A 20,642-nucleotide genomic window follows, 5' to 3' on the forward strand; every position below is an offset into this window, starting at 1 on the left:
CCGGCCCCTGCCGCGCCGGCGTCCGCGTGGTGTTTGGGGGTGCCCCCGGCGGGTCTTGCGGTGGTGGTGTTGAATTGGGCCATGAACCAGAACAGCAACGCTGACAGCCCAGTCATCGAACTCGAAGAAGACACCGCCTGGGGCTACCTCGACAGTGTCGAGGTCGGGCGCCTGGCCACCGCCGTGGACAGCCAGCCGAGCATCTTTCCCGTCAACTTCGTCGTCGACGGCACCTCGGTGGTCTTCCGGACTGCGGCCGGTACCAAGCTGGCCGAGGTGGTGCTGAACCAGCACGTCGCCTTCGAGGCTGACGGCTGGGACAACGACAACGGGTGGAGCGTGGTGATCCGGGGCACCGCCGAGCGGATCACTGATGCCGACGAACTGGCCCGCGCCGACAAGATGCCGCTGCGTCCCTGGACCGGTGACGCGAAGGCCCACTACGTGCGCATCACCCCCGGCGTGATCACCGCACGCTACTTCCGGTTCTCCTGACAGGGGGCTCAGCCCTTCTCCAACCAGTCCCCCGCCGCGAGCAACTCCGTCTGGCGCACCATGTCGGCCAGGTAGGGGTTCTCGAGGTGGGGGTCCTGTGTCACCAGCCGCGCCGCGATCGTGCGGGACGCCTCGATGATCGGCAGGTGCTCGAGCACGCGCAGCAGCCGCAGCGACGAGCGGGTGCCGGCCTGGGAGCTGCCCAGGATGTTGCCCTCCCGGCGGGCGGCCAGGTCCTCCTCGGCCAGGGCGAACCCGTCGCGTGAGCGGGCCACTGCCGCCAGCCGGCGGGCCGCCGGGGACCCCGGCGGGGCGTGGCTGACCAGCAGGCACACCCCCGCATGGCTGCCGCGGCCGATCCGGCCACGAAGCTGGTGCAGCTGGGAAATCCCGAACCGGTCGGCGTCCATCACGACCATCATCGAGGCGTTGGGCACGTCGACACCGACCTCGATCACGGTGGTGGAAACCAGGACGTCGACCTCGCCGGCCGCGAAGGCCGTCATGGTGTCGGCCTTCTCCTCGGCACTCATCCTCCCGTGCAGCACCGCCACCCGGGTGCCGCGCAGGGGCCCGGTGGCGAGTTGTTCGGCCAGTTCCTCCACGCCGACCGGGTCAGGCATCGCCTCGTCCGATTCGAGCTGGTCGAATGGGTCGGTATCGGTCTGGGTCTTCGAGATACGCGAGCAGACCACGAAGGCCTGGCGGCCGGCGGCCACTTCCTCGGTGATCCGTTCCCAGGCACGCGAGACCCAGGCGGGGTGGCGGGTGGCGTCGACGACGGTGGTCTGCACCTCGGATCGCCCCGCCGGGATCTCGCGCAGGGTGCTGGTTTCGAGGTCACCGAAGACCGTCATGGCCACCGACCTCGGGATGGGGGTGGCGGTCATCACCAGCACGTGGGGCCGCAACTCAGCCTTGGCACCCAGCACAGCCCGCTGTTCAACGCCGAAGCGGTGCTGTTCGTCGACGATGACCAGTCCCAGGTTGGCGAACTGCACCTGGTCGCCCAGCAGGGCGTGGGTGCCGATGACGATGCCCGCCTCACCGCTGGCGATGTCGAGCAGCGCCTGTTTGCGGGCGGCAGCGGGCATCGAGCCGGTGAGCAGCACGACCTTGGTGGCCTGCTCGGGTGCCCCCAGCACCTGCCCGTCGCCCAGGTCGCCCAGCAGTCCCCGCAGCGTATCGGCGTGCTGGGTGGCCAGCACCTCGGTCGGGGCGAGCAGGGCGGCCTGGTAGCCCGCATCGATGGCGCGGGTCATGGCCCGGGTGGCGACCACGGTCTTGCCGGAGCCGACCTCACCCTGCAGCAGCCGCTGCATCGGGTGCTCGCGGGCCAGTTCGGTGAAGATCTCGTCACAGACCTGCTGCTGGCCCGGCGTCAGGGTGAAGGGCAACCGCTGGTCGAGCGCGTCGAGCAACCCACCGGGTCGGTGCTGCATCACCGCCGCCGGGTCCTGGGCGGCCTGGCTGCGGCGTTGCGCCATGGCGAGTTGCAGGGCGAGCGCCTCGTCGAACAGCAGGCGCTCGATGCCCCGTTCGGCCCGCTCGCGGGTGTCGGGCAGGTGCACGTCCTGGAAGGCCTCGAGCATGGTGGGCAGTTGTTCTGACTCCAGCACCCACTCGGGCAGGGGTTCGACCAGGTCATCGGCCACCTGCTCGAGGACCATCGCGATGGTGGCCGAGATCGTCCACGTCTGTACCGCCTTGACCGCGGGGTAGATGCCGACCAGCCCCGAGCGGGAGACCGAGGCGACCAGGTCGGACTGGTCGGACTTGCCGGTGGGGTTGCCCCGTTCGTCGAACAGGACGAACTTCGGGTGGGTGAGCTGGGGGCGGTTGTTGAACTCGCCGACCCGGCCGACGAAGATGCCACGGGGCCGGCCCGACAACAGCCCCACCCAGAACTTGACCAGGTAGTCCTTGCCGAAGAAGGTGACGCTGAGCCGCCCGCGTCCGTCGGTCAGCACTGCCTCGACGCGGCGCCGGGGTGACTGGCCGGCGACCTGGACACTGTCGACGATGGCCATCACGGCGAGGTCCTCACCGATGGGCAGGTCGGTCAGGTCGGAGTTCTCGGTGCCAGCCAGGTAGCGGCGGGGCACGTGGCGCAGCAGGTCACCGACGGTGTGGACCCGCAGCTGGGCGAACGCCTTGGCGGTCTTGTCACCCACGAACCTGTCGACGGGCGTGTTGAGCCGCTCGAAGGTTCGGGTCTGCCACTGGTTGTCCACCCCTGCAGGGTAGCGGCCGGGTACGACAGCATCGTCGTCACCGCCGGGCGGGCCGTCCTTCATGAACCAGCCCGCAGGGAAACAACAAGGAGCCCACCGTTGGGTGGGCTCCTGGGTGACACCCGGCGCGGGGCCGGGGTCAGGACGCCGGGACGGCGCCGGGTCAGCGGCTGACCTTGCCGGCCTTGATGCAGCCGGTGCACGCGTTGATGCGCTTGGTGGTGCCGTTCACGGTGGCGCGGACACGCTGGATGTTCGGGTCCCAGCGGCGGTTGGTCTTCTTCTTCGACCAGGGCACGTTGTGGCCGAAGCTGGGCTTCTTGGCGCAGACGTCGCACACGGCAGCCATGGTGTCTCCTCGTAATGGTTCCGCTGTCGCGGAGGTTGTCTTGTACCGTTCAGGACGGGTTTCCGGGGTGGGCTGGGGCCTGTTCGGCCTCACAGCAACCTGACAATCATAGCGGGATGTTCCGCACGGGACCAAACCGCGCATTGTGGGGGCCGTGCTTGCGCGGCCGGGTCCCACAAACAAGTCGCCAGCGGCCCGAGATCGGCGTTTTGACACCAGTGCAGGCCGCTGGCTACTTGTTTGTCGGACGTCATTGTCGGAGGTCCGGCGCCCGGGCTCAGATGGTGACGACCACCGGGATGATCATCGGGCGGCGGCTGTAGGACTTGGAGACCCAGCGCCCGACGGTGCGGCGCACCGTCTGCTGCAGGCGGTGGGAATCGTCGGCACCTTCTTCGATGGCGGTCAGCAGGGCCTGGCGCACCTCGTCGGTGATCTGCTGGAAGTCGGTCTCACCGAACCCGCGGCCGGTGATGTCGGGGCCGCTGACGATGGTCTGGTCGTGCAGGTTGACCGCCGCCACAATCGAGATGAACCCTTCCTCGCCGAGGATCTTGCGGTCGGTCAGTTCACTCTCGGAGATGTCACCGACCACCGAACCGTCGACGAAGATGTAGGACGCGTCGATCTTGCCGACGATCTGGGCGCGGCCCTTGTGCAGGTCGACCACTCCCCCGTCCTCGGTGATCACCACCCGGTCGGCGGGCACCCCGGTCTGGATCGCCAGAGCACCGTTGGCGACCAGGTGGCGCACCTCGCCGTGGACGGGCATGACGTTGCGGGGCTGCAGGATGTTGTAGCAGTAGAGCAGTTCGCCGGCCGAGGCGTGGCCCGAGACGTGCACCATGGCGTTGCCCTTGTGGACGACGTTGGCACCGAGCCGGGTCAGGCCGTTGATGACCCGCCCCACGGAGTTCTCATTGCCGGGGATCAGGGAGGATGCCAGCAGCACGGTGTCGCCGGGGCTGAGCTTGATCACCGGGTGTTCGTGGTTGGCCATCCGGGCCAGCGCCGAGAGCGGTTCACCCTGCGAACCGGTGGAGATGATCACGACCTGGTCGTCGCGGTAGTTCTCGATCTCCTTCATCTCGATCAGGGTGTTCTCGGGCACGTGCAGGTAGCCGAGGTCGCGGGCCACCCCCATGTTGCGCATCATCGATCGTCCGACGTAGACCACCTTGCGGCCGTACTTCACCGCGGCGTCCATCACCTGCTGCACGCGGTGCACGTGGGAGGCGAAGCAGGCGACCACCAGCTTCTGCCGGGAGGTGCTGAAGACCCGTTCCATGGACGGCGCGATGTCGCGTTCGCTGGTGGTGAAGCCGGGCACCTCTGCGTTGGTGGAGTCGACCAGGAACAGGTCGACACCCTCTTCGCCGAGGCGGGCGAAGGACCGCAGGTCGGTGATCCGGCCGTCGAGGGGCAGCTGGTCCATCTTGAAGTCGCCGGTGTGCAGCAGGGTGCCGGCCTTGGTGCGGACGAAGACCGCCAGGGCGTCGGGGATGGAGTGGTTGACGGCGATGAACTCGCAGTCGAACTCGCCGGCGGTGATCCGCTGGCCTTCGCTGACCACGCGCAGGTCGTGGTTGCGGATGCGGTGTTCCTTCAACTTGTTCTCGACCAGGGCCAACGTCAGCCGCGACCCGTAGACGGGAATGTCGTTGCGGCGGCGCAGCAGGTAGGGCACCGCGCCGATGTGGTCCTCGTGGCCGTGGGTCAGCACCAGGGCCTGCACGTCGTCGAGCCGGTCGCTGATGGCGTCGAGGCCGGGCAGGATCAGGTCGACGCCGGGGTGGTCGTCCTCGGGGAACAACACGCCACAGTCGACCAGCAGCAGTTGGCTGTTGATCTCCAGGCTCGCCATGTTGCGACCGACATCGCCCAGCCCTCCGAGCGGGATCACGCGCAGGGTGTCCTGGGCAAGCTTGCGGGGGATCTTCAAGGTGTTGGCTGGCACCCGCCCAGCCTAGCGGTACCACGGCACCCGGTGGGCGGCGATAGGCTCGCACCCATGAGCCACGATCGTCCGTTGACCCCTGCCCAGAACCCCGCGACCGTGCGGTTGGCGATGCCGGTGGAGGCATTGCAGATCGCCGAGATCCAGCGGCGCGCCTGGGCGAAGGACCCGGTGCAGTCCCGGTTCCTGAAGCGGGTCGACCTGGACGAGATGGCCGAGGCTTGGCACCAGGCGATCACTCGTTCGCCGTTGGCGCACTACCGGGTGCTGGTGGCCACCGAACCGACCGGACGGCCCGAGCCGACCGAGGTGCACGACCGGACGAAGCTGGCCCAGCGGGTGGTCGGGTTCGCCGCGATCGGGCCCAGCGACGACCCGGATGCCGGTGCCCACGACGCCGAGGTGGGTGAGTTCATCATCGACGACCTGGGCAAGGACCTGGGCCATGACGGCCGCCTGCTCAATGCCCTGGTCGACACGATGCGCGCCGACGGCTACCAGCGCGCGGTCTGGTGGGTGCGCAGCACCGACGACGAGCGGCGCCGGTTCCTGGTCGAGTCCGGGTGGGCCGCCGACGGCGCCCACCGTGAGCTGGGCGCCGAGGACGAGGACGTCATGCTGCGTCAGGTGCGGCTGCACACCGACATCTCTGCCGGGTGAGGCTCAGCCGAAGTCGCTGACCTTGACGTCGGTGCCCTTGAGGGTGAGGCTCAGCCCGGCCTGGGTGACGGTCATCTCCTGGTAGGTGATCGACGGCAGCGCCGGCAGCACCAGGCGTTCGTTGACCCGGTCGAGGGCCGCCTGCAGCAGCACTGTCGGGATGGGCACGCGGGCGGCGCGCGCCTGCGGGTCCTCGAGGATGATTCGGCCCGAGCTGGGGTCGATGCGCGGCAGGGCGGTGATCTGGACGCCGATGTCGGCGCCGAGCACGCTGATGGTTCGGTCGACCTGGACGCGGCCGTCGGTGGCGGGGCGCACGTCGACGCCGGACAGCCGGGACAGTTCACTCCAGGCCATCACGACGGTGGCGTCGAGGTTGCCGATCTGGGCGTTGGCCGGGTCAGAGGTGTTGGTGATGTCGTAGGCGGTGCCCTTGACCGACTGCAGGGTGAACTCGAAGTCCTCGGTGGTGATGGTCGACTCGGGGGCATCCACCTCGACGTGGCGCAGCCCGCCGCGGGCCAGCGACCACAACACGATCCGGTCCTCGACGGTGGCGGTGGCGGTGGTCTTCAGCGCATCGGACAGCGCCTGGGAGATCTGGTTGTTGGCGGTGCGGCGGGCGTAGTTCTCGCCGATCACCGCAGCCAGGCCGAGCACCAGCAGCAGCACCAGCAGGCCGCTGAGGATGATCCAGCCCCAGGGCCGTGGCTTGCGCCGGGGGCCCGGACGAGCGGCAGTGCGACCGGCGAGCACGTCGTCGCGGTGCAGGTCAGTCAGGGTCGGTTCGTAGGCCGGTTCCTCTGCCTCTTGCTCGACGAGGGTGGGTTCGTCGGGCAGGTCGTCGAAGTCGAAGGGCCTGGTCGGTGCCTCACCCTCTCTCAGCTTGAGGGTGGGGCCTGGTTCGGTGAACGGGTTCGGTTCCCAGGCCGCGCCGGAGGCCGGCACCTCCAAGGTGGGTTCGGTCCCGGAGTTGGCGATGCGTTCGGCCCGCTGTTCGGGGCGGGTCGTCGGCCGGTCGTCCTGCCAGGGTTCGGGTGAACCGGTCATCGGGGGCTCACCCCACGCCGAGGATGGGCTCGATGCCCAGGGTGAGCCCCGGGCGGTCGGCCACGCCGCGGACGGCGGCCACCACACCCGGCATGAACGAGACCCGGTCGTAGGAGTCGTGACGGATGGTCAGGGTCTCCCCCTCGGTGCCGAGCAGCACCTCCTGGTGGGCGACCAGGCCACGCAGCCGCACCGAGTGCACCCGGATGCCGTCCACCACCGCGCCGCGGGCGCCGTCGACCTCGTGCACGGTGGCATCGGGTGCAGGGCCGAGCCCGGCCTCGGCGCGGGCGGCGGCCATCCGCTGGGCGGTGGTGGTGGCGGTCCCCGAGGGGGCGTCGGCCTTGTTGGGGTGGTGCAGTTCGATGATTTCGGCCGACTCGTAGAAGGCGGCGGCGCGGCGGGCGGCGTCCATCATCAACACGGCCCCGACGGAGAAGTTGGGGGCGATGATCACCCCGACGCCGGGCTGGTCGGCCAGCCACGCTTCGACCTGGCTGAGCCGTTCGGCGGTGAAGCCTGTGGTGCCGACGACCGCGTGGATGCCGTGGCTGATCGCCCATTCCAGGGTGTCCATGACCACGTCGGGGTGGGTGAAGTCGATGATGACGTCGCTGTTCGCGGCGATCTCACGGTCGTCCCCGTCGTCGATGGCGGCGACCAGGTCGAGCCCGTCGGCCTGCTCGACTGCCTGGCAGGATGCGGCGCCCATGCGCCCCTTGGCTCCGAAAACGGCTACGCGGGTCACGTCATCTTCCTCCAGGTCCAGGGCCGCACTTGCATGCCGTGGTCCAGACTACCGGGCGGGCGACCCACTGCGGCCGCCCACAAGCCGCGACGACGGGCCACCGAGGACGAGAGCGCCCGCCGGGACGCTGCTACGTGGTGTCGCGGTCCTGGCGGGCGCTCGGGTGGGGTCACCGGATGGTGTCCCCGAAGGTGTCAGTCAGTGACGGGGGCTCACTCGGCGTCGGCCTCAGCGGGGGCCTCGGCGGAGTCCTCCTCGACCGGCGACAGCGACAGCTTGCCGCGGTCGTCGATGTCGGTGATCTCGACCTGCAGCTTCTGGCCGACCGACAGCACGTCCTCGACGTTCTCGACGCGCTTGCCGCCGTTGAGCTGCTTCAGCTTCGAGATGTGCAGCAGGCCGTCCTTGCCGGGCAGCAACGACACGAAGGCGCCGAAGGTGGTCAGCTTCACCACGGTGCCGAGGTACCGCTCACCCTTCTCGGGCATCGTCGGGTTGGCGATGCCGTTGATGATGGCGCGGGCTGCCTCGGCGGACTCGCCGTTGTCGGCACCGATGTAGATGGTGCCGTCGTCCTCGATGGAGATCTCGGCGCCGGTGTCCTCCTGGATCTGGTTGATCATCTTGCCCTTGGGGCCGATGACCTCACCGATCTTGTCGACGGGGATCTTCACGGTGATGATCCGCGGGGCGTAGGGGCTCATCTCGTCGGGGCGGTCGATGGCCTCGGCCATCACCTCGAGGATGCTGTGGCGGGCGTCGCGGGCCTGCAGCATGGCCTTGGCCAGTTCCTCGGCGGGGATGCCGTCGAGCTTGGTGTCCAGCTGCAGCGCGGTGACGAACTCGGCGGTGCCGGCCACCTTGAAGTCCATGTCACCCAGGGCATCCTCGGCACCCAGGATGTCGGTCAGCGCGACGTAGTGGGTGGTGCCGTCGATGGTCTCGCTCATCAGGCCCATGGCGATGCCGGCGACCGGGGCCTTCAGCGGCACACCGGCGTTGAGCAGCGACAGGGTCGAGGCGCAGACCGAGCCCATCGAGGTCGAGCCGTTCGAGCCCAGGGCCTCGGAGACCTGGCGGATGGCGTAGGGGAACTCCTCGCGGCTGGGCAGCACGGGCACCAGGGCGCGTTCGGCCAGCGCACCGTGACCGATCTCGCGGCGCTTCGGCGAGCCCACGCGACCGGTTTCACCGGTCGAGTACGGCGGGAAGTTGTAGTGGTGCATGTAGCGCTTGTGGTCCTCGGGGGCCAGCGTGTCGAGCTTCTGCTCCAGGCCGAGCATGTTCAGGGTGGACACGCCCAGGATCTGGGTCTCGCCACGCATGAACAGCGCCGAGCCGTGCACACGCGGGATCACGTCGACCTCGGCGGACAGGGTGCGGATGTCGGCGACTCCACGGCCGTCGATGCGCACGCCCTCGGTGAGGGTGCGGTGGCGCACGATCTTCTTGGTCAGGGCCTTGAAGGCGCCCGAGATCTCAGCCACGCGGCCGGCGAACTGGCCGGACAGCTGCTCGGCGACCTGCTTGCGCAGCGCGTGGGTGGCGTCGTCACGCTCCTGCTTGCCGGCGATCTGCATGTCCTTGGACAGCTGGTCGGCGGCCAGGCGCTCGACCTCGGCGTAGACGTCGTCCTGGTAGTCCTTGAAGACCGGGAAGTCGTAGGTCTCCTTGGGCAGCTTCGCCGCCAGCTCGGCCTGGGCGTCGCAGAGGGCCTTGATGAACTTCTTGGACTCCTCGATGCCCTGCCCGACGACCTCTTCGGTGGGGGCCTGCGCGCCGGCGCGGACCTTCTCGAAGGTGGTCTCGGTTGACTCGGCCTCGACCATCATGATGGCGACGTCACCGTCGGCCAGCACGCGGCCGGCCACGACCATGTCGAAGACGGCGTCCTCGATCTGCTCGACGGTCGGGAAGGCAACCCACTGGCCGTCGATGAGGGCGACGCGGACGCCACCGATCGGGCCCGAGAAGGGCAGGCCGGCGAGCTGGGTCGACATCGAAGCGGCGTTGATGGCCACCACGTCGTAGAGCACGTTCGGGTTCAGCGCCATCACGGTGACGACGACCTGGACCTCGTTGCGCAGGCCCTTGACGAAGGACGGGCGCAGCGGGCGGTCGATCAGGCGGCAGGCCAGGATGGCGCCCTCGCTGGGCCGGCCCTCGCGGCGGAAGAAGGAGCCGGGGATGCGGCCCGCGGCGTACATGCGCTCTTCGACGTCGACCGTCAGGGGGAAGAAGTCGATGGAATCGCGCGGGGTCTTTGCGGCCGTGGTGGCCGACAGCAGCATGGTGTCCTCGTCGATGTAGACGGCTGCCGAGCCGTCAGCCTGCTGCGCCAGCAGGCCCGACTCGAACCGGACGACATGCTTGCCGAAGCGGCCATTGTCGATGATGGCCTCAGTGAACTGGACGTCAAGTCCCTCCATGGGGACTCCTCTCGTGATCAGGCCGCCGTTGGACGGCGGCGCCCATGACCACACCTGCTCCCAGCCGGTCTTCGATCGAGGCGCGCGGGGCCGGTGGACCCGAATGCCACTACCGAGGACCAGACCGTTCTTCGCGATCGGTGGTGCACGGTTGGTGAAAATACTCCAACGGTCATTCTAGCCGCCGGGGCCCGGCAAAGGCGAACGCGCCGGGCCCCCGAAGGGAGACCGGCGCGTCGGATGTGCTTCGGTGGCGCTGGGTCAGCGGCGCAAGCCGAGGCGGGCGATCAGCTCACGGTAGTGGTTGATGTCCTCCTGGGCCACGTAGTTGAGCAGGCGGCGGCGCTGGCCGACCATCAACATCAGGCCGCGGCGCGAGTGGTGGTCACCCTTGTGCTGCTTGAGGTGCTCGGTCAGGTGCGAGATGCGCTTGCTGAGCAGGGCAATCTGGACATCCGGGGAGCCGGTGTCGCCGGGGTGGGTCGCGTACTCTTCGATGATCTGCTTCTTGGTTTCAGCATCCATGCCGGATCTCCTCGTTGTTGTTGCGCGGCGCTCCGACCGGTGGTCGGGCTCTGTGGGTCCGCGGGCGTCCTGACGCCGAAGGGCAACTCTACCGCCCCGTTCGACCGTGACGAAATCGGGCGACGGGTAAGAATTCCCACACGGACGCCGGGGCCGCTGCCCGCAATCAACCGGACCTGTGCGCCCACCCCACGCCTGCACCTAGCATGAGGGGTGCAGGCGCGCCCCCGGGGATGCGCCGTGTCAAGACACGACGGAGGTCCTGATGAACACCCCTGAGGCGATCGTTCGCCCCGCCGCCGAGGCGGATCTCGAGACCCTGCGCACCTTCCCGCACGCCGAAGAGGTGGACGTGTACTTCCATGCCGCCGAACTGGACGAGGCAGTGCTGGCGGTCGTGGAGGTCCAGGGGACAGTCGTCGGTTCGGCGGTGCTCGACCTGATCAGTGAGCTTCGTCCCGAGGTCAAGCGGGTGTGGGTGGTCAAGAGTTCGCGGCGCCGCCGGCTCGGGTCGACCCTGACCCGCTGGCTCGAGGACCGGGCCCGTGCCCTGGGCCACGAGGCCACCTTCATGGCCATCGACCCGAACAACGAGAAGATGATCCCGCTGGCGATCGACCTGGGCTATTCGGCCACCGGCGACCACCTGTTCGTCGACCAGCCCGACCAGTTCCAGGTCGATGACCCCTCGACCGCCAGCGAGCACTACGCCATCTTCCGCAAATCATTGACCATGCGCTGATCGGCCGACGCCCTGACCGGCCGACGTCCTCACCTGGGATGCCCTGACCTGCCGATGCACTGACCTGCCGATGCACTGACCTGCAGGGGCTGCCCGGCCTCAGGCAGGCTGCTGCTCCCCCGCCCGGCCGGTGGCCCCGGCCAGGATCCGGCGGGTGTCCTCGACGTCCTTTCCGATCTGCTCGACCAAGGAGTCCAGGCCGTAGAACTTGACGTTGCCGCGCAGCCGCGCCACGAAGTCGACGTGCACTGTCTTGCCGTAGAGGTTCAGGTCGGTGCGGTCGAGCACGTAGGCCTCGACCACCACGTGGGGCACGTCGTCGAAGGTCGGGTTGGTGCCCACCGAGATCGAGGCCGGCATGGCCGTGGTCTCGCCGTCGATGGTCAGCCAGCCGGCGTAGACGCCGTCACCGGGGGCGGCGTGGCCCCGTTCCACCGGCAGGTTCGCGGTGGGGAAGCCCAGGTCGCGGCCACGCTGGTGGCCCATCATCACCACTCCGCTGTAACGGAACGGACGACCCAGGTGCTCGGCGGCCCCCTCGACGTCTCCGTCGGCCAGCGCCTGCCGCACGGCCGAGGAGCAGGTGGTCACCTGCGCCACCTCGGTCAGGTCGACCTCGTGCACCTGGTAGCGGCCCGTGCCCAGCTCCTTCAGGGTGGCCACGGTGCCGGCGGCCTTCCTGCCGAAGGTGAAGTTGGAGCCGACCACGATGACGGCCGGCTGCAGCGGCAGCAGCACCCGGTCGACGAACTCCTGGGGTGACCAGGCCATCACGTCAGCGGTGAAGGGCACCACGCGCACCTCGGAGACACCGGCCTTGGTCAGCAGGTCGATGCGGTCGGGCAGGTCGGTCAGCAGCGGCGGTTCGGTACCGGGCCGGATGACGCTCTTGGGGTGGGGCCAGAAGGTCACCACCACCAGCGGGAGTTCCGGGGCCTGCGCCTGCGCCTCGGCAAGCAGGGTCTGGTGGCCGAGGTGGACACCATCGAAGTTCCCGATGGCGACAACCGTCTTGTGTGGTGACTGCACGATGTTGGATTCTAGGCGTTCTTGCCCGCGGGGGCGAAGACGGTCGTCGGCCTGGCCCAGCCGGCCTCGGTGTCGGGCCCGAGCAGGGCGACCAGGTCACCGTCCGGGCCGATGGCTGCCAGTTCCCCAGCAGCCGGTTCGCCGGCCAGCTCCGCCGCGGCGGAGCGGGTGACCTGGATGCGCTGGCCATAGCCGAGCGCACGGGCGTCCTCGGCACTGATGTCGACGCAGTCGAACACCCGCCGGGCCACCTCACCCATGCCGACCAGCGCGGGCACGTCGTCGCTGTTGAGGTCCGGCGGGGCCGGCGGCAGGTCGAAGCCGCCGATCCGGGTGCGGCGCAGCATCGTGAGGTGCCCACCGGTGCCCAGCACAGCACCCAGGTCACGCGCCAACGCCCGGATGTAGGTACCGGACGAGCAGTCGACGACCACGTCCAGATCGAGCAGGTCACCGACCACGCGGCGTCCGGTGACCTCGAAGCGCGTCACCTCGACGGTGCGGGCGGCTAGTTCGACCTCCTCCCCCGCCCTGACCAGCGCGTAGGCCCGTCGGCCGCCCACCTTGATGGCCGAAACGCTGCTGGGGACCTGCTCAATGCTGCCGCGCAGGCCCACCATGGCGGCCTCGACGGCCTCGTCGGCCAGGCCGGCGGCGGGCACCACGTCGGACAGCTCACCCTCGGCGTCATCGGTGCTGGACGACTGCCCCAGCCGGATGGTGGCCAGGTAGGTCTTGTCCCGCCCGGCCAGGTGCCCGAGCAGCCGGGTGGCGCGGTTGGCGCCCATGATCAGCAGCCCGGTGGCCATCGGGTCGAGCGTGCCGGCGTGCCCGACCTTGCGGGTGCCCAGCAGCCGACGCATCCGGCCCACCACCTGGTGGGAGGTCCAGCCCTGGGGCTTGTCGACCAGCACGATGCCGGACGACGGAGTGCCCGCGGTACCCAAGGGATCAGGCCTCGTCGCTGTCGTCGGCCTCGTCGCTGTCGTCGTCGTCCTCGTCGCGGCGGTAGGGGTCGGCGTCACCGGCGTAGGTGGCACCGGCCGACTGGGCCTGCAGTTCGGCGTCGCGGCGACGGGTCTCAGCGAGCAGTTCCTCCATCGCCTGGGCGGTGTCGGCGGTCGCGTCCAGCACGAACGCCAGCGTCGGGGCGTAGCGCAGGCCGAGCCGCTTGCCGACGGTCGAGCGCAGCAGGCCGGTGGCCGAGGCCAGGGCAGCTTCGGTGCCGGCACGGTCCTGGTCGTCGCCCATCACGGTGTAGAAGACGGTCGCCTCGCGTGAGTCGCCGGTGAGGCGGACGTCGGTGACCGTGATGAAACCGAGCCGCGGGTCCTTGATGCGGCGCTCCAGGGTCTCTGCGACCACGACCTTGATCTGGTCGGCCAGCTTGGCGACGCGGGGGTTGGTGCTCATCATTCCTCCTGTGGTGGGCGGTGTTCCTGGTGCTGCTGCGTATCGGTGCGGCGGTGTGTCGGGTGCGACGTGGTGGTCCGGGGACAGCAGTGGGGCGAAGCTGTCGCCTCGCCCCACCACGGTAACCCTCGATCAGTCGCGCGGCTTCTCGACCATCTCGTAGGTTTCGATCTCGTCGCCGATCTGGATGTCGTTGTAGTTCTCCAGGGTCAGGCCACATTCGTAGCCCTCTCGGACCTCGGTCGCATCGTCCTTCTCGCGGCGCAGCGACGCGATGGTGGTCTCGCGGACCACGACCCCGTCACGGAGCAGTCGAGCCTTGGCGTTGCGACGCATGAGGCCGGAGGTGACCATGCAGCCGGCGATGTTGCCGAACTTCGACGACCGGAAGATTTCGCGGATCTCGGCCATGCCGAGCTGCTTCTCTTCGTAGATCGGCTTGAGCATGCCCTTGAGCGCGGCCTCGATCTCGTCGATCGCCGAGTAGATTACGGTGTGGTAGCGCACATCGACGTTCTCGCGGTCGGCCATCTGGGCGGCGTGCACCGTGGGGCGCACGTTGAAGCCGATGATGACGGCCTTGGACGCGGCTGCCAGCGAGACGTTGGTCTCGGTGATGGCACCCACACCGCGGTCGATGACACGCAGCGACACCTCGTCGCCGACGTCGATCTTCGACAGGGCGTCCTCCAGGGCTTCGACCGAACCAGCGCCGTCGCCCTTGAGGATGAGCAGCAGTTCCTGCGTCTCGCCCTTCTCGAGCTGCTCGAACAGCTGGTCGAGGGTCTTGCGCCGCGAACCGGCCGCCTGGGCGGCGGCCCGCATGCGGGCCTCACGCTTGTCGGCGATCTGGCGAGCCATCCGGTCGTCGTCGACAACCAGGAAGTTGTCGCCGGCACCCGGCACGCTGGTCAGGCCGAGGACCTGCACCGGCATCGCCGGCGGGGCCTCGTCGACCGAGTCACCGCGGTCGTTGATCAGGGCACGCACGCGACCGTAGGCCGAGCCGGCGACGATGGAGTCACCGATCTTCAGCGTGCCGCGCTGGACCAGGGCGGTGGCGACGGGGCCACGTCCCTTGTCCAGGTGCGCCTCGATGGCCACACCTTGGGCTGCCATGCTCGGGTTGGCGCGCAGGTCGAGGGCGGCGTCGGCGGTCAGCACGACGGCCTCCAGCAGGTCGTCGATGCCCTGGCCGGTCAGCGCCGAGACGTTGACGAACATGGTGTCGCCGCCGTACTCCTCGGGCACCAGCCCGAACTCGGTCAGTTGCCCACGGACCTTGTCCGGGTCAGCGGTCGGCTTGTCGATCTTGTTCACCGCCACCACGACCGGCACGTCGGCGGCCTTGGCGTGGTTGAGCGCCTCGATCGTCTGCGGCATCACACCGTCGTCGGCGGCCACCACCAGGATGGCGATGTCGGTCGATTTCGCACCACGGGCACGCATCTGGGTGAAGGCCTCGTGACCGGGGGTGTCGATCAGGGTGATCTTGCGGTCCACTTCGTCGACGGTGGTCTCGACCTGGTAGGCGCCGATGGCCTGGGTGATGCCACCGGCCTCCTTGCCCGCCACATTGGCCGAGCGCAGGAAGTCGAGCAGCTTGGTCTTGCCGTGGTCGACGTGACCCATGACGGTGACCACCGGGGGACGCTGCTCCAGGTCGTCCTCGTCGCCCTCATCGGTGCCGAAATCGAGGTCGAAGCTCTCCAGCAGCTCGCGGTCCTCGTCCTCGGGCGAGACGACCTCGATGGTGTAGTTGAGCTCAGCGCCCAGCACCTGCAGGGTCTCGTCGGCCACCGACTGGGTCGCGGTGACCATTTCGCCCAGGTTGAACAACACCTGCACCAGCGATGCCGGTTCGACGCCGATCTTCTCGGCGAGGTCGGTCAACGAGGCACCGCGGCGAAGCCGAACAGTGGAACCGTCGCCCTGGCGGACGCGCACGCCACCGATCAGCGGCGCCTCCATCTGGTCGAATTCCTGCCTGCGCTGCTTCTTCGACTTGCGGCCCCGGCGTCCACCGGCTCCGCCACGACCGAACGCACCCTGGGTGCCGCCGGTGCGGCCACGGCCGCGACCTCCGCCACCGACGGGGCCGACCGGCCCACCGCCCATGCCGGGCCCACGGTTGGGGCCACCGCCACCGGGACCACCGGGGCCGCCGCGGCGGGGACCACCACGACCACCGGCACCACGAGCAGTGCTGGGCTGCAGGGACTGGGACTGCTGCTTGGGCATCATCGCCGGGTTCGGCCGGGGCATGCCTGACGAACCGCCGGGACGGGGCATCCGCTGGCCGTCGCCACCGGTGCCACCGGGGCGGGGGGCGCCGCCCTCACGCGGGCCGGGACGACCGCCGGCCGGTGCGCCACCCTCGGGGCGCGGACGACGCACCCCCATGCCCTGGGAGGACGCGAACGGGTTGTTGCCCGGGCGCGGGGTGCCCTGGGGGCGCGGACGCGGGGTCGAGCTGGGCAGGCCGCCGCTGGCGCCGGGACGCGGCGCGGGGCGGGCACCACCGGAGGTGGGGCGCTGCTGCTGGCCGGGCCGGGGTGCCTGCTGGCCACCCGGACGAGGGGCCTGCTGCCCGGGTCGGGGCGCCTGGGCACCCGGACGCGGGGCCTGACCACCGGGGCGCGGGGCCTGGGCAGCCGGACGCGGGGCCGGGGCACCCGGCAGCGGGGCGGCCGACGGGCGCGGGGTAGCTCCCGGCCGCGGCGGGGTCGGGTTGTCGGCGGGAGCCGACGGTGCTGCCTCGGTGTTCGCGGTGCCGGCCGCCTCACCCGAGGAGGGTGCGGGCGCGGCAGGGCGCGGGCTCGCGGTGCCGGCGCCGGGCCGGGGGGCGCCGGGACGCGGCGCAGCCGCACCGGGGCGCGGTGCGGTGGGGTTGGAATCCTTGGTGCCGCCACCACCCTTGGCGTCGCGTTCGACGGCATCCTTCAGGCGCCGGACGACGGGTGCTTCCACGGTGGAGGAAGCCGAGCGGACGAATTCGCCCATTCCCTTCAGCTTCTCCAGGACATCTTTGCTTTCGAGTCCGAGCTCCTTCGCGAGCTCGTAGACACGGACCTTGGCCACTACTCTCCTTCAGGTCCGGTCTCTCTTGGGTCACCGAACCAGGTTGTTGTTGTTCTTGCTCATTGCGGGGTACTCATCGAGTGGTCATGAGCGTCAGCCCACCTTCTGGTTCACACCGATACCGGTGTTGTCGGAACGCGCAGGCACGACGGGTGCAGGCGCAGCGGCCAGTTTAGCGCCCCGTGGCCCCATCCGGCCAATGGGAAGCGAGCAGCGGGGTGACATCGACGCTGCGGCGCAGGCTGCGGGCGAACCCGCCGCGCCTGGCTGCCTGCTGCAGGCAGTCGGCGCTGGGGTGCAGCCAGACCCCGCGCCCCGGCAGCGTCCGGTCAGGGTCGTGGGTGAGGACCGAATCGACCAGGACGAACCGGGTGAGTTCGTCCTGGTCGGTGGTGTGGCGACAACCCACGCAGGTGCGTTGGGGTGCGGCCACCGGCTAGGCCCCCGGTGCGGGTGCCGAGGAGGGGCCGGTGGGCTCGGTGTCGGGCCGGATGTCGATGCGCCAACCGGTCAGTCGGGCGGCCAGTCGGGCGTTCTGTCCCTCGCGCCCGATCGCCAGGGACAACTGGTAGTCGGGCACGACCACCCGTGCGGCCCGGGCAGCCCGGTCGACCACGGTGACGCTGGAGACCTTGGCCGGTGACAGCGCCTGGGCGACGAACTCGGCCGGGTCCTCGGACCAATCGATGATGTCGATCTTCTCTTCGTTCAACTCGTGCATCACTGCCCGCACCCGCTGTCCCATCGGGCCGATGCAGGCACCCTTGGCCGAGACGTCGGGCCGCTTGGACAGCACGGCGATCTTGGTACGGTGCCCGGCCTCGCGAGCGATCTCCATGATCTCGACGATGCCCTGTTCGATCTCGGGCACCTCGAGCGCGAACAGCTTCTTCACCAGCCCGGGGTGGGTGCGCGAGACGGTGACCTGGGGGCCCTTGAGTTCCTTGCGGACGGCCACCACATAGACGCGCAGGCGACGGCCATGGCTGTAGTCCTCACCGGGCACCTGTTCAGCGGCGGGCATGATGGCCTCGATCTCACCCAGGTCGACCCGCACGACGCGGGGGTCGCGGTCCTGCTGGATGACGCCGGTGAGGATGTCGCCCTCGGAGGCCATGAAGCGGCCGTACTTCTGGTCGTCCTCGGCCTCGCGCAGCCGTTGGAAGATCACCTGGCGTGCGGTCGAGGCGGCGACCCGCCCGAAGTCGGCCGGCGTGTCGTCGTACCAGCCGACCACTTCTCCGTCCTCGTCCCGGTCGGGGGCCAGCACGCTGACCTTGCCGGTCTTGCGGTTGAGTTCGACGCGGGCACCGGCCACGTGGTGGTCGGTCTTCTCGTAGGCGTTGAGCATGGCGTCCTCGATCGCCTTGACCAGGTAGTCCAGCGGGATTTCCTTGTCCCGCTCGATGGCGCGCAGCGCACTCAGGTCGATGTCCATCTCAGTCCTCCTGCTCTTCGGTCTCAGACGAGTCGTCCCCGTCGGCGCCCGGTTCGTCGTCCAGCTCGGGGTCGAAGGGACGGTTCAGTTCGACCTGGATGACTGCCTTGGTGATCTGGTCATAGCTGAGCCCCCGGGTCTCCGGCTGGGGGTGCTTGACCTGCTTGGTGCGTTCGGGGGTGAACTCGACCTGCACGCCGGTCTCGTCGGCCGACAGCAGGCGGGCGGTCAGCGACTCACCACCGACCAGCGCAAGCTTGACCAGCCGGCCACGGTTGCGGCGGTAGTGCTTCGGCTCGGTCAGCGGGGTGCTGGTGCCCCGGCTGGACACCTCGAGGGTGTAGGGGTTGTTGCCGACGGCCGTGGAATCATCGAGCGCGTCGGAGATCATCCGGGTGGCGGCGGCGATGTCGTCCAGCAGCGGGCCGCGTCCCTTGGGGCCCTCGCCGTCGACGGTGATCCTCAGGACCGAGCGGCGTCCGGCCGGGATGACCACCAGGTTGTCCAGTTCCAGCCCGGAGGACTCCAGCAGCGGTTGCAACAGCTCCCGCAGGGCGTCTTCGTTCATCACAGTCGGTCCCTTCGATTCGTTTGTGTGTCTGGTTGTTCTGCAATTGTGATTGACCATGATAGCCCGGCACCCGCGTCGGCGGCCCCACTCGCGCGGGCCCGTTCGAGCGCCCCGCCCGGCGGGTCGGGCCCGAGCGACCGGGCTCCATTAGGCTCCTTGCCATGTCGTCCACGCACCAGTTGTCCCCACCCCCTGCGCCGGCGGGTGGGTGGTCGCGTCGAGGCACCCTGGGGCTGCTGTTGGCCGCCCCGGTGGCCGCGTTGGCCGGGTGCGCCTCGCTGACCGACCCCGTGGTCCGTGGCACCAACTCCCTGGAACCGCCGCCGGTGCCCTCCCCCGAGCCGGAGTTCGTGGCGGCCGCGGACGAGGTCGAGGGCCTGCGGGCCCTGGTGAGCGGCCTGGGCGCCGCGGCGCCGGCAGCCTGGGTCGAGGCGGTCTCGGCGATGCTGGCGGCCCATGTGGCGGTACTGACCTCCCGCGACCCCCTCGGCGGCCTGGCCACCCCGCAGCCGTGGTTCAGCCCCAGCGCGAGCGCGCCGCCGGCCGCTCCCGGCATTGGGCTTGAGCAGTGGACGAGCGCAGCTGCCGACCTGGCCGGCGCGCATTCGGCCCGCGCCACCGGCGCCGCCTCGCCCGACCTGGCGATGCTGTGGGCCTCGCTGGCCGCAGCGACCACCCTGCACGCGAGTCCCGGCCCGGTGCCGGTGGCCGGGCCGCTGCCCGGCCCGGTCGAGGTGGACGAGGAGGCCGCCTGCCGCAATGTGCTGCTGGCCCACCTGCATGCGCTGGCGCAACTGCTGGAGGTCGGGGTCGGCATCACCGACGGTGAGGTGCGCACCGCCTACCAGAACCGGCTGGCGCAGGTGCGTGGGCTGGTGGTCGAGCAACAGGCCCTGATCAGGGCACTCGGCGCCGACCCCGTCGGGCCGCTGCCCGGCTATGACCTGCCCGGGGCGACCTCCACGGCCGACCAGGTCGCCGCCACCTGGACGCTGGTCGAACAGCAGGTGTTCGCCGCACACGCCCCGGTGGCGGCCGCCAGCCCATCCGCCGGCCGGGCGGCAGCCATCACCGCGATGGAGGCTCAGGGCCGGGCCGTGCAGGGCCGCGGGGGGTCGATCAGCTTCTTCCCCGGCTGGGTGTGATCACCACAACATGCTGATCGTGTCCCAGCCGAGCCGCACGACCAGGATGGAGACCACGACCAGGAAGACCTTGCGGACGAAGCTGTTGCCGAGCCGAACCGCCATCTGCGCACCCAGGAAGCCACCGGTCAGGTTCGCCACCGCCATGGTCAGGCCGATGCCCCAGGAGATGTGGTGGCGCAGCACGGCGATGGCAGCGATGTTGGTGGTCAGGTTGGCCAGCTTCGCCATCGCCGAGGCCTGCAGGAAGCCGTAGCCGAGCAGCGCGACCATGCCGATCACGAAGAAGCTGCCGGTGCCCGGGCCGAGGAACCCGTCGTAGACGCCGACGACCAGGCCGATGGCCACCAGCACCGCGACCATCTTCAGCCCGCGGTGGCGGGGTGCATGTTCCAGGCCCATGTTCTTCTTGCGCACGGTGTAGATGCCCACCGCGACCAGGGCCACCAACACGATCGGGGTGAACGCCTCCCGCGGGATGAGCGTGACCAGCCCGGCCCCGAGGGTGGAGCCGAGATAGGCCGCAGCGACCAGCGGCAACGCCAGGGCCCAGTTCACCTTGACCTTGCGCAGGTAGATCCCGGTGGCCATGGCGGTGCCGGCGACCGCGGAGATCTTGTTCGTCCCGCTGATGGTGGGCACCGAGACGTCGGGCAGGCCGATCAGCAGGGAGGGCAGTTGGATCAGCCCTCCCCCGCCGACCACGGCGTCGACCCAGCCGGCCACCAGGGCAGCCAGCACCAGGAAGCCGACCACGTACCAGGCCAGGTCCACCC

At 69.7% G+C, this 20,642-nt stretch carries 19 protein-coding genes; 4 read left to right on the forward strand and 15 right to left on the reverse strand.

Annotated features, from left to right (window positions below; all coding sequences use genetic code 11):
• The first annotated feature begins 81 nt into the window (after nt 1-81).
• Nucleotides 82-495 carry a pyridoxamine 5'-phosphate oxidase family protein gene (locus ACQE3C_RS07430; protein WP_434538547.1) on the forward strand — a complete coding sequence of 138 codons (414 nt, stop codon included), beginning with the start codon at nt 82-84 and terminating at the stop codon, nt 493-495.
• An 8-nt stretch (nt 496-503) separates the two neighbouring features.
• Here the strand turns inward: ACQE3C_RS07430 and ACQE3C_RS07435 are convergent, their stop codons facing one another.
• From ACQE3C_RS07435 to ACQE3C_RS07445, 3 genes are all read right to left on the reverse strand, one after another.
• Complete coding sequence (locus ACQE3C_RS07435; RefSeq protein WP_434538548.1) at nt 504-2,792, reverse strand: ATP-dependent DNA helicase RecG; 2,289 nt, start codon at nt 2,790-2,792, stop codon at nt 504-506.
• A 100-nt stretch (nt 2,793-2,892) separates the two neighbouring features.
• Nucleotides 2,893-3,078 (reverse strand): 50S ribosomal protein L28, encoded by a 186-nt coding sequence (gene rpmB / locus ACQE3C_RS07440; RefSeq protein WP_434538549.1) that lies wholly within the window; start codon nt 3,076-3,078, stop codon nt 2,893-2,895.
• A 277-nt stretch (nt 3,079-3,355) separates the two neighbouring features.
• Nucleotides 3,356-5,035 carry a ribonuclease J gene (locus tag ACQE3C_RS07445; protein WP_434538550.1) on the reverse strand — a complete coding sequence of 560 codons (1,680 nt, stop codon included), beginning with the start codon at nt 5,033-5,035 and terminating at the stop codon, nt 3,356-3,358.
• A 54-nt stretch (nt 5,036-5,089) separates the two neighbouring features.
• Between ACQE3C_RS07445 and ACQE3C_RS07450 the strand changes: the two genes are divergently transcribed.
• The gene (locus ACQE3C_RS07450) at nt 5,090-5,695 is read left to right on the forward strand and encodes a GNAT family N-acetyltransferase (RefSeq protein ID WP_434538551.1); all 606 of its coding nucleotides are present in this window, start codon (nt 5,090-5,092) and stop codon (nt 5,693-5,695) included.
• A gap of 3 nt (nt 5,696-5,698) precedes the next feature.
• Here the strand turns inward: ACQE3C_RS07450 and ACQE3C_RS07455 are convergent, their stop codons facing one another.
• The 4 genes from ACQE3C_RS07455 to rpsO all read right to left on the reverse strand — a co-directional run bounded on the left by ACQE3C_RS07455 (nt 5,699) and on the right by rpsO (nt 10,447).
• Nucleotides 5,699-6,745 carry an LmeA family phospholipid-binding protein gene (locus ACQE3C_RS07455; RefSeq protein ID WP_434538552.1) on the reverse strand — a complete coding sequence of 349 codons (1,047 nt, stop codon included), beginning with the start codon at nt 6,743-6,745 and terminating at the stop codon, nt 5,699-5,701.
• A 7-nt stretch (nt 6,746-6,752) separates the two neighbouring features.
• Nucleotides 6,753-7,493, reverse strand: a complete 741-nt coding sequence (gene dapB, locus ACQE3C_RS07460; protein ID WP_434538553.1) for a 4-hydroxy-tetrahydrodipicolinate reductase — start codon at nt 7,491-7,493, stop codon at nt 6,753-6,755.
• A gap of 212 nt (nt 7,494-7,705) precedes the next feature.
• Nucleotides 7,706-9,922, reverse strand: coding sequence for a polyribonucleotide nucleotidyltransferase (locus tag ACQE3C_RS07465; RefSeq protein WP_434538554.1), 2,217 nt, complete (start codon nt 9,920-9,922; stop codon nt 7,706-7,708).
• 261 nt (nt 9,923-10,183) lie between these two features.
• Entirely contained in the window at nt 10,184-10,447 is a 264-nt protein-coding gene (rpsO, locus tag ACQE3C_RS07470; protein WP_434538555.1) for a 30S ribosomal protein S15, read from the reverse strand.
• Between the two features lie 265 nt (nt 10,448-10,712).
• Between rpsO and ACQE3C_RS07475 the strand changes: the two genes are divergently transcribed.
• Nucleotides 10,713-11,189, forward strand: a complete 477-nt coding sequence (locus tag ACQE3C_RS07475; RefSeq protein ID WP_434538556.1) for a GNAT family N-acetyltransferase — start codon at nt 10,713-10,715, stop codon at nt 11,187-11,189.
• Nucleotides 11,190-11,288: 99 nt separating this feature from the next.
• Here the strand turns inward: ACQE3C_RS07475 and ACQE3C_RS07480 are convergent, their stop codons facing one another.
• From ACQE3C_RS07480 to rimP, 7 genes are all read right to left on the reverse strand, one after another.
• Nucleotides 11,289-12,218 (reverse strand): bifunctional riboflavin kinase/FAD synthetase, encoded by a 930-nt coding sequence (locus ACQE3C_RS07480; protein WP_434538557.1) that lies wholly within the window; start codon nt 12,216-12,218, stop codon nt 11,289-11,291.
• 11 nt (nt 12,219-12,229) lie between these two features.
• The gene (gene truB, locus ACQE3C_RS07485) at nt 12,230-13,165 is read right to left on the reverse strand and encodes a tRNA pseudouridine(55) synthase TruB (protein ID WP_434538558.1); all 936 of its coding nucleotides are present in this window, start codon (nt 13,163-13,165) and stop codon (nt 12,230-12,232) included.
• A gap of 4 nt (nt 13,166-13,169) precedes the next feature.
• The gene (gene rbfA / locus ACQE3C_RS07490; RefSeq protein ID WP_434538559.1) at nt 13,170-13,634 is read right to left on the reverse strand and encodes a 30S ribosome-binding factor RbfA; all 465 of its coding nucleotides are present in this window, start codon (nt 13,632-13,634) and stop codon (nt 13,170-13,172) included.
• A 129-nt stretch (nt 13,635-13,763) separates the two neighbouring features.
• A complete protein-coding gene (infB, locus tag ACQE3C_RS07495; protein WP_434538560.1) occupies nt 13,764-16,712 on the reverse strand; it encodes a translation initiation factor IF-2 in 2,949 nt (982 codons plus the stop codon).
• A gap of 172 nt (nt 16,713-16,884) precedes the next feature.
• Nucleotides 16,885-17,121 carry a YlxR family protein gene (locus tag ACQE3C_RS07500; RefSeq protein WP_434538561.1) on the reverse strand — a complete coding sequence of 79 codons (237 nt, stop codon included), beginning with the start codon at nt 17,119-17,121 and terminating at the stop codon, nt 16,885-16,887.
• A 27-nt stretch (nt 17,122-17,148) separates the two neighbouring features.
• Complete coding sequence (gene nusA / locus ACQE3C_RS07505; protein WP_434538562.1) at nt 17,149-18,150, reverse strand: transcription termination factor NusA; 1,002 nt, start codon at nt 18,148-18,150, stop codon at nt 17,149-17,151.
• Nucleotide 18,151: 1 nt separating this feature from the next.
• Nucleotides 18,152-18,718 carry a ribosome maturation factor RimP gene (gene rimP / locus ACQE3C_RS07510; protein ID WP_434538563.1) on the reverse strand — a complete coding sequence of 189 codons (567 nt, stop codon included), beginning with the start codon at nt 18,716-18,718 and terminating at the stop codon, nt 18,152-18,154.
• 164 nt (nt 18,719-18,882) lie between these two features.
• Between rimP and ACQE3C_RS07515 the strand changes: the two genes are divergently transcribed.
• Nucleotides 18,883-19,866, forward strand: a complete 984-nt coding sequence (locus ACQE3C_RS07515; protein WP_434538564.1) for a DUF4439 domain-containing protein — start codon at nt 18,883-18,885, stop codon at nt 19,864-19,866.
• On the opposite strand, the gene ACQE3C_RS07520 is transcribed toward ACQE3C_RS07515, so the two are convergent.
• Complete coding sequence (locus ACQE3C_RS07520) at nt 19,867-20,640, reverse strand: sulfite exporter TauE/SafE family protein (RefSeq protein ID WP_434538565.1); 774 nt, start codon at nt 20,638-20,640, stop codon at nt 19,867-19,869. It abuts the gene before it with no gap.
• Nucleotides 20,641-20,642 lie beyond the last annotated feature (2 nt).

This window comes from Aestuariimicrobium sp. Y1814 (assembly GCF_050113895.1).
GTDB lineage: Bacteria > Actinomycetota > Actinomycetes > Propionibacteriales > Propionibacteriaceae > Aestuariimicrobium.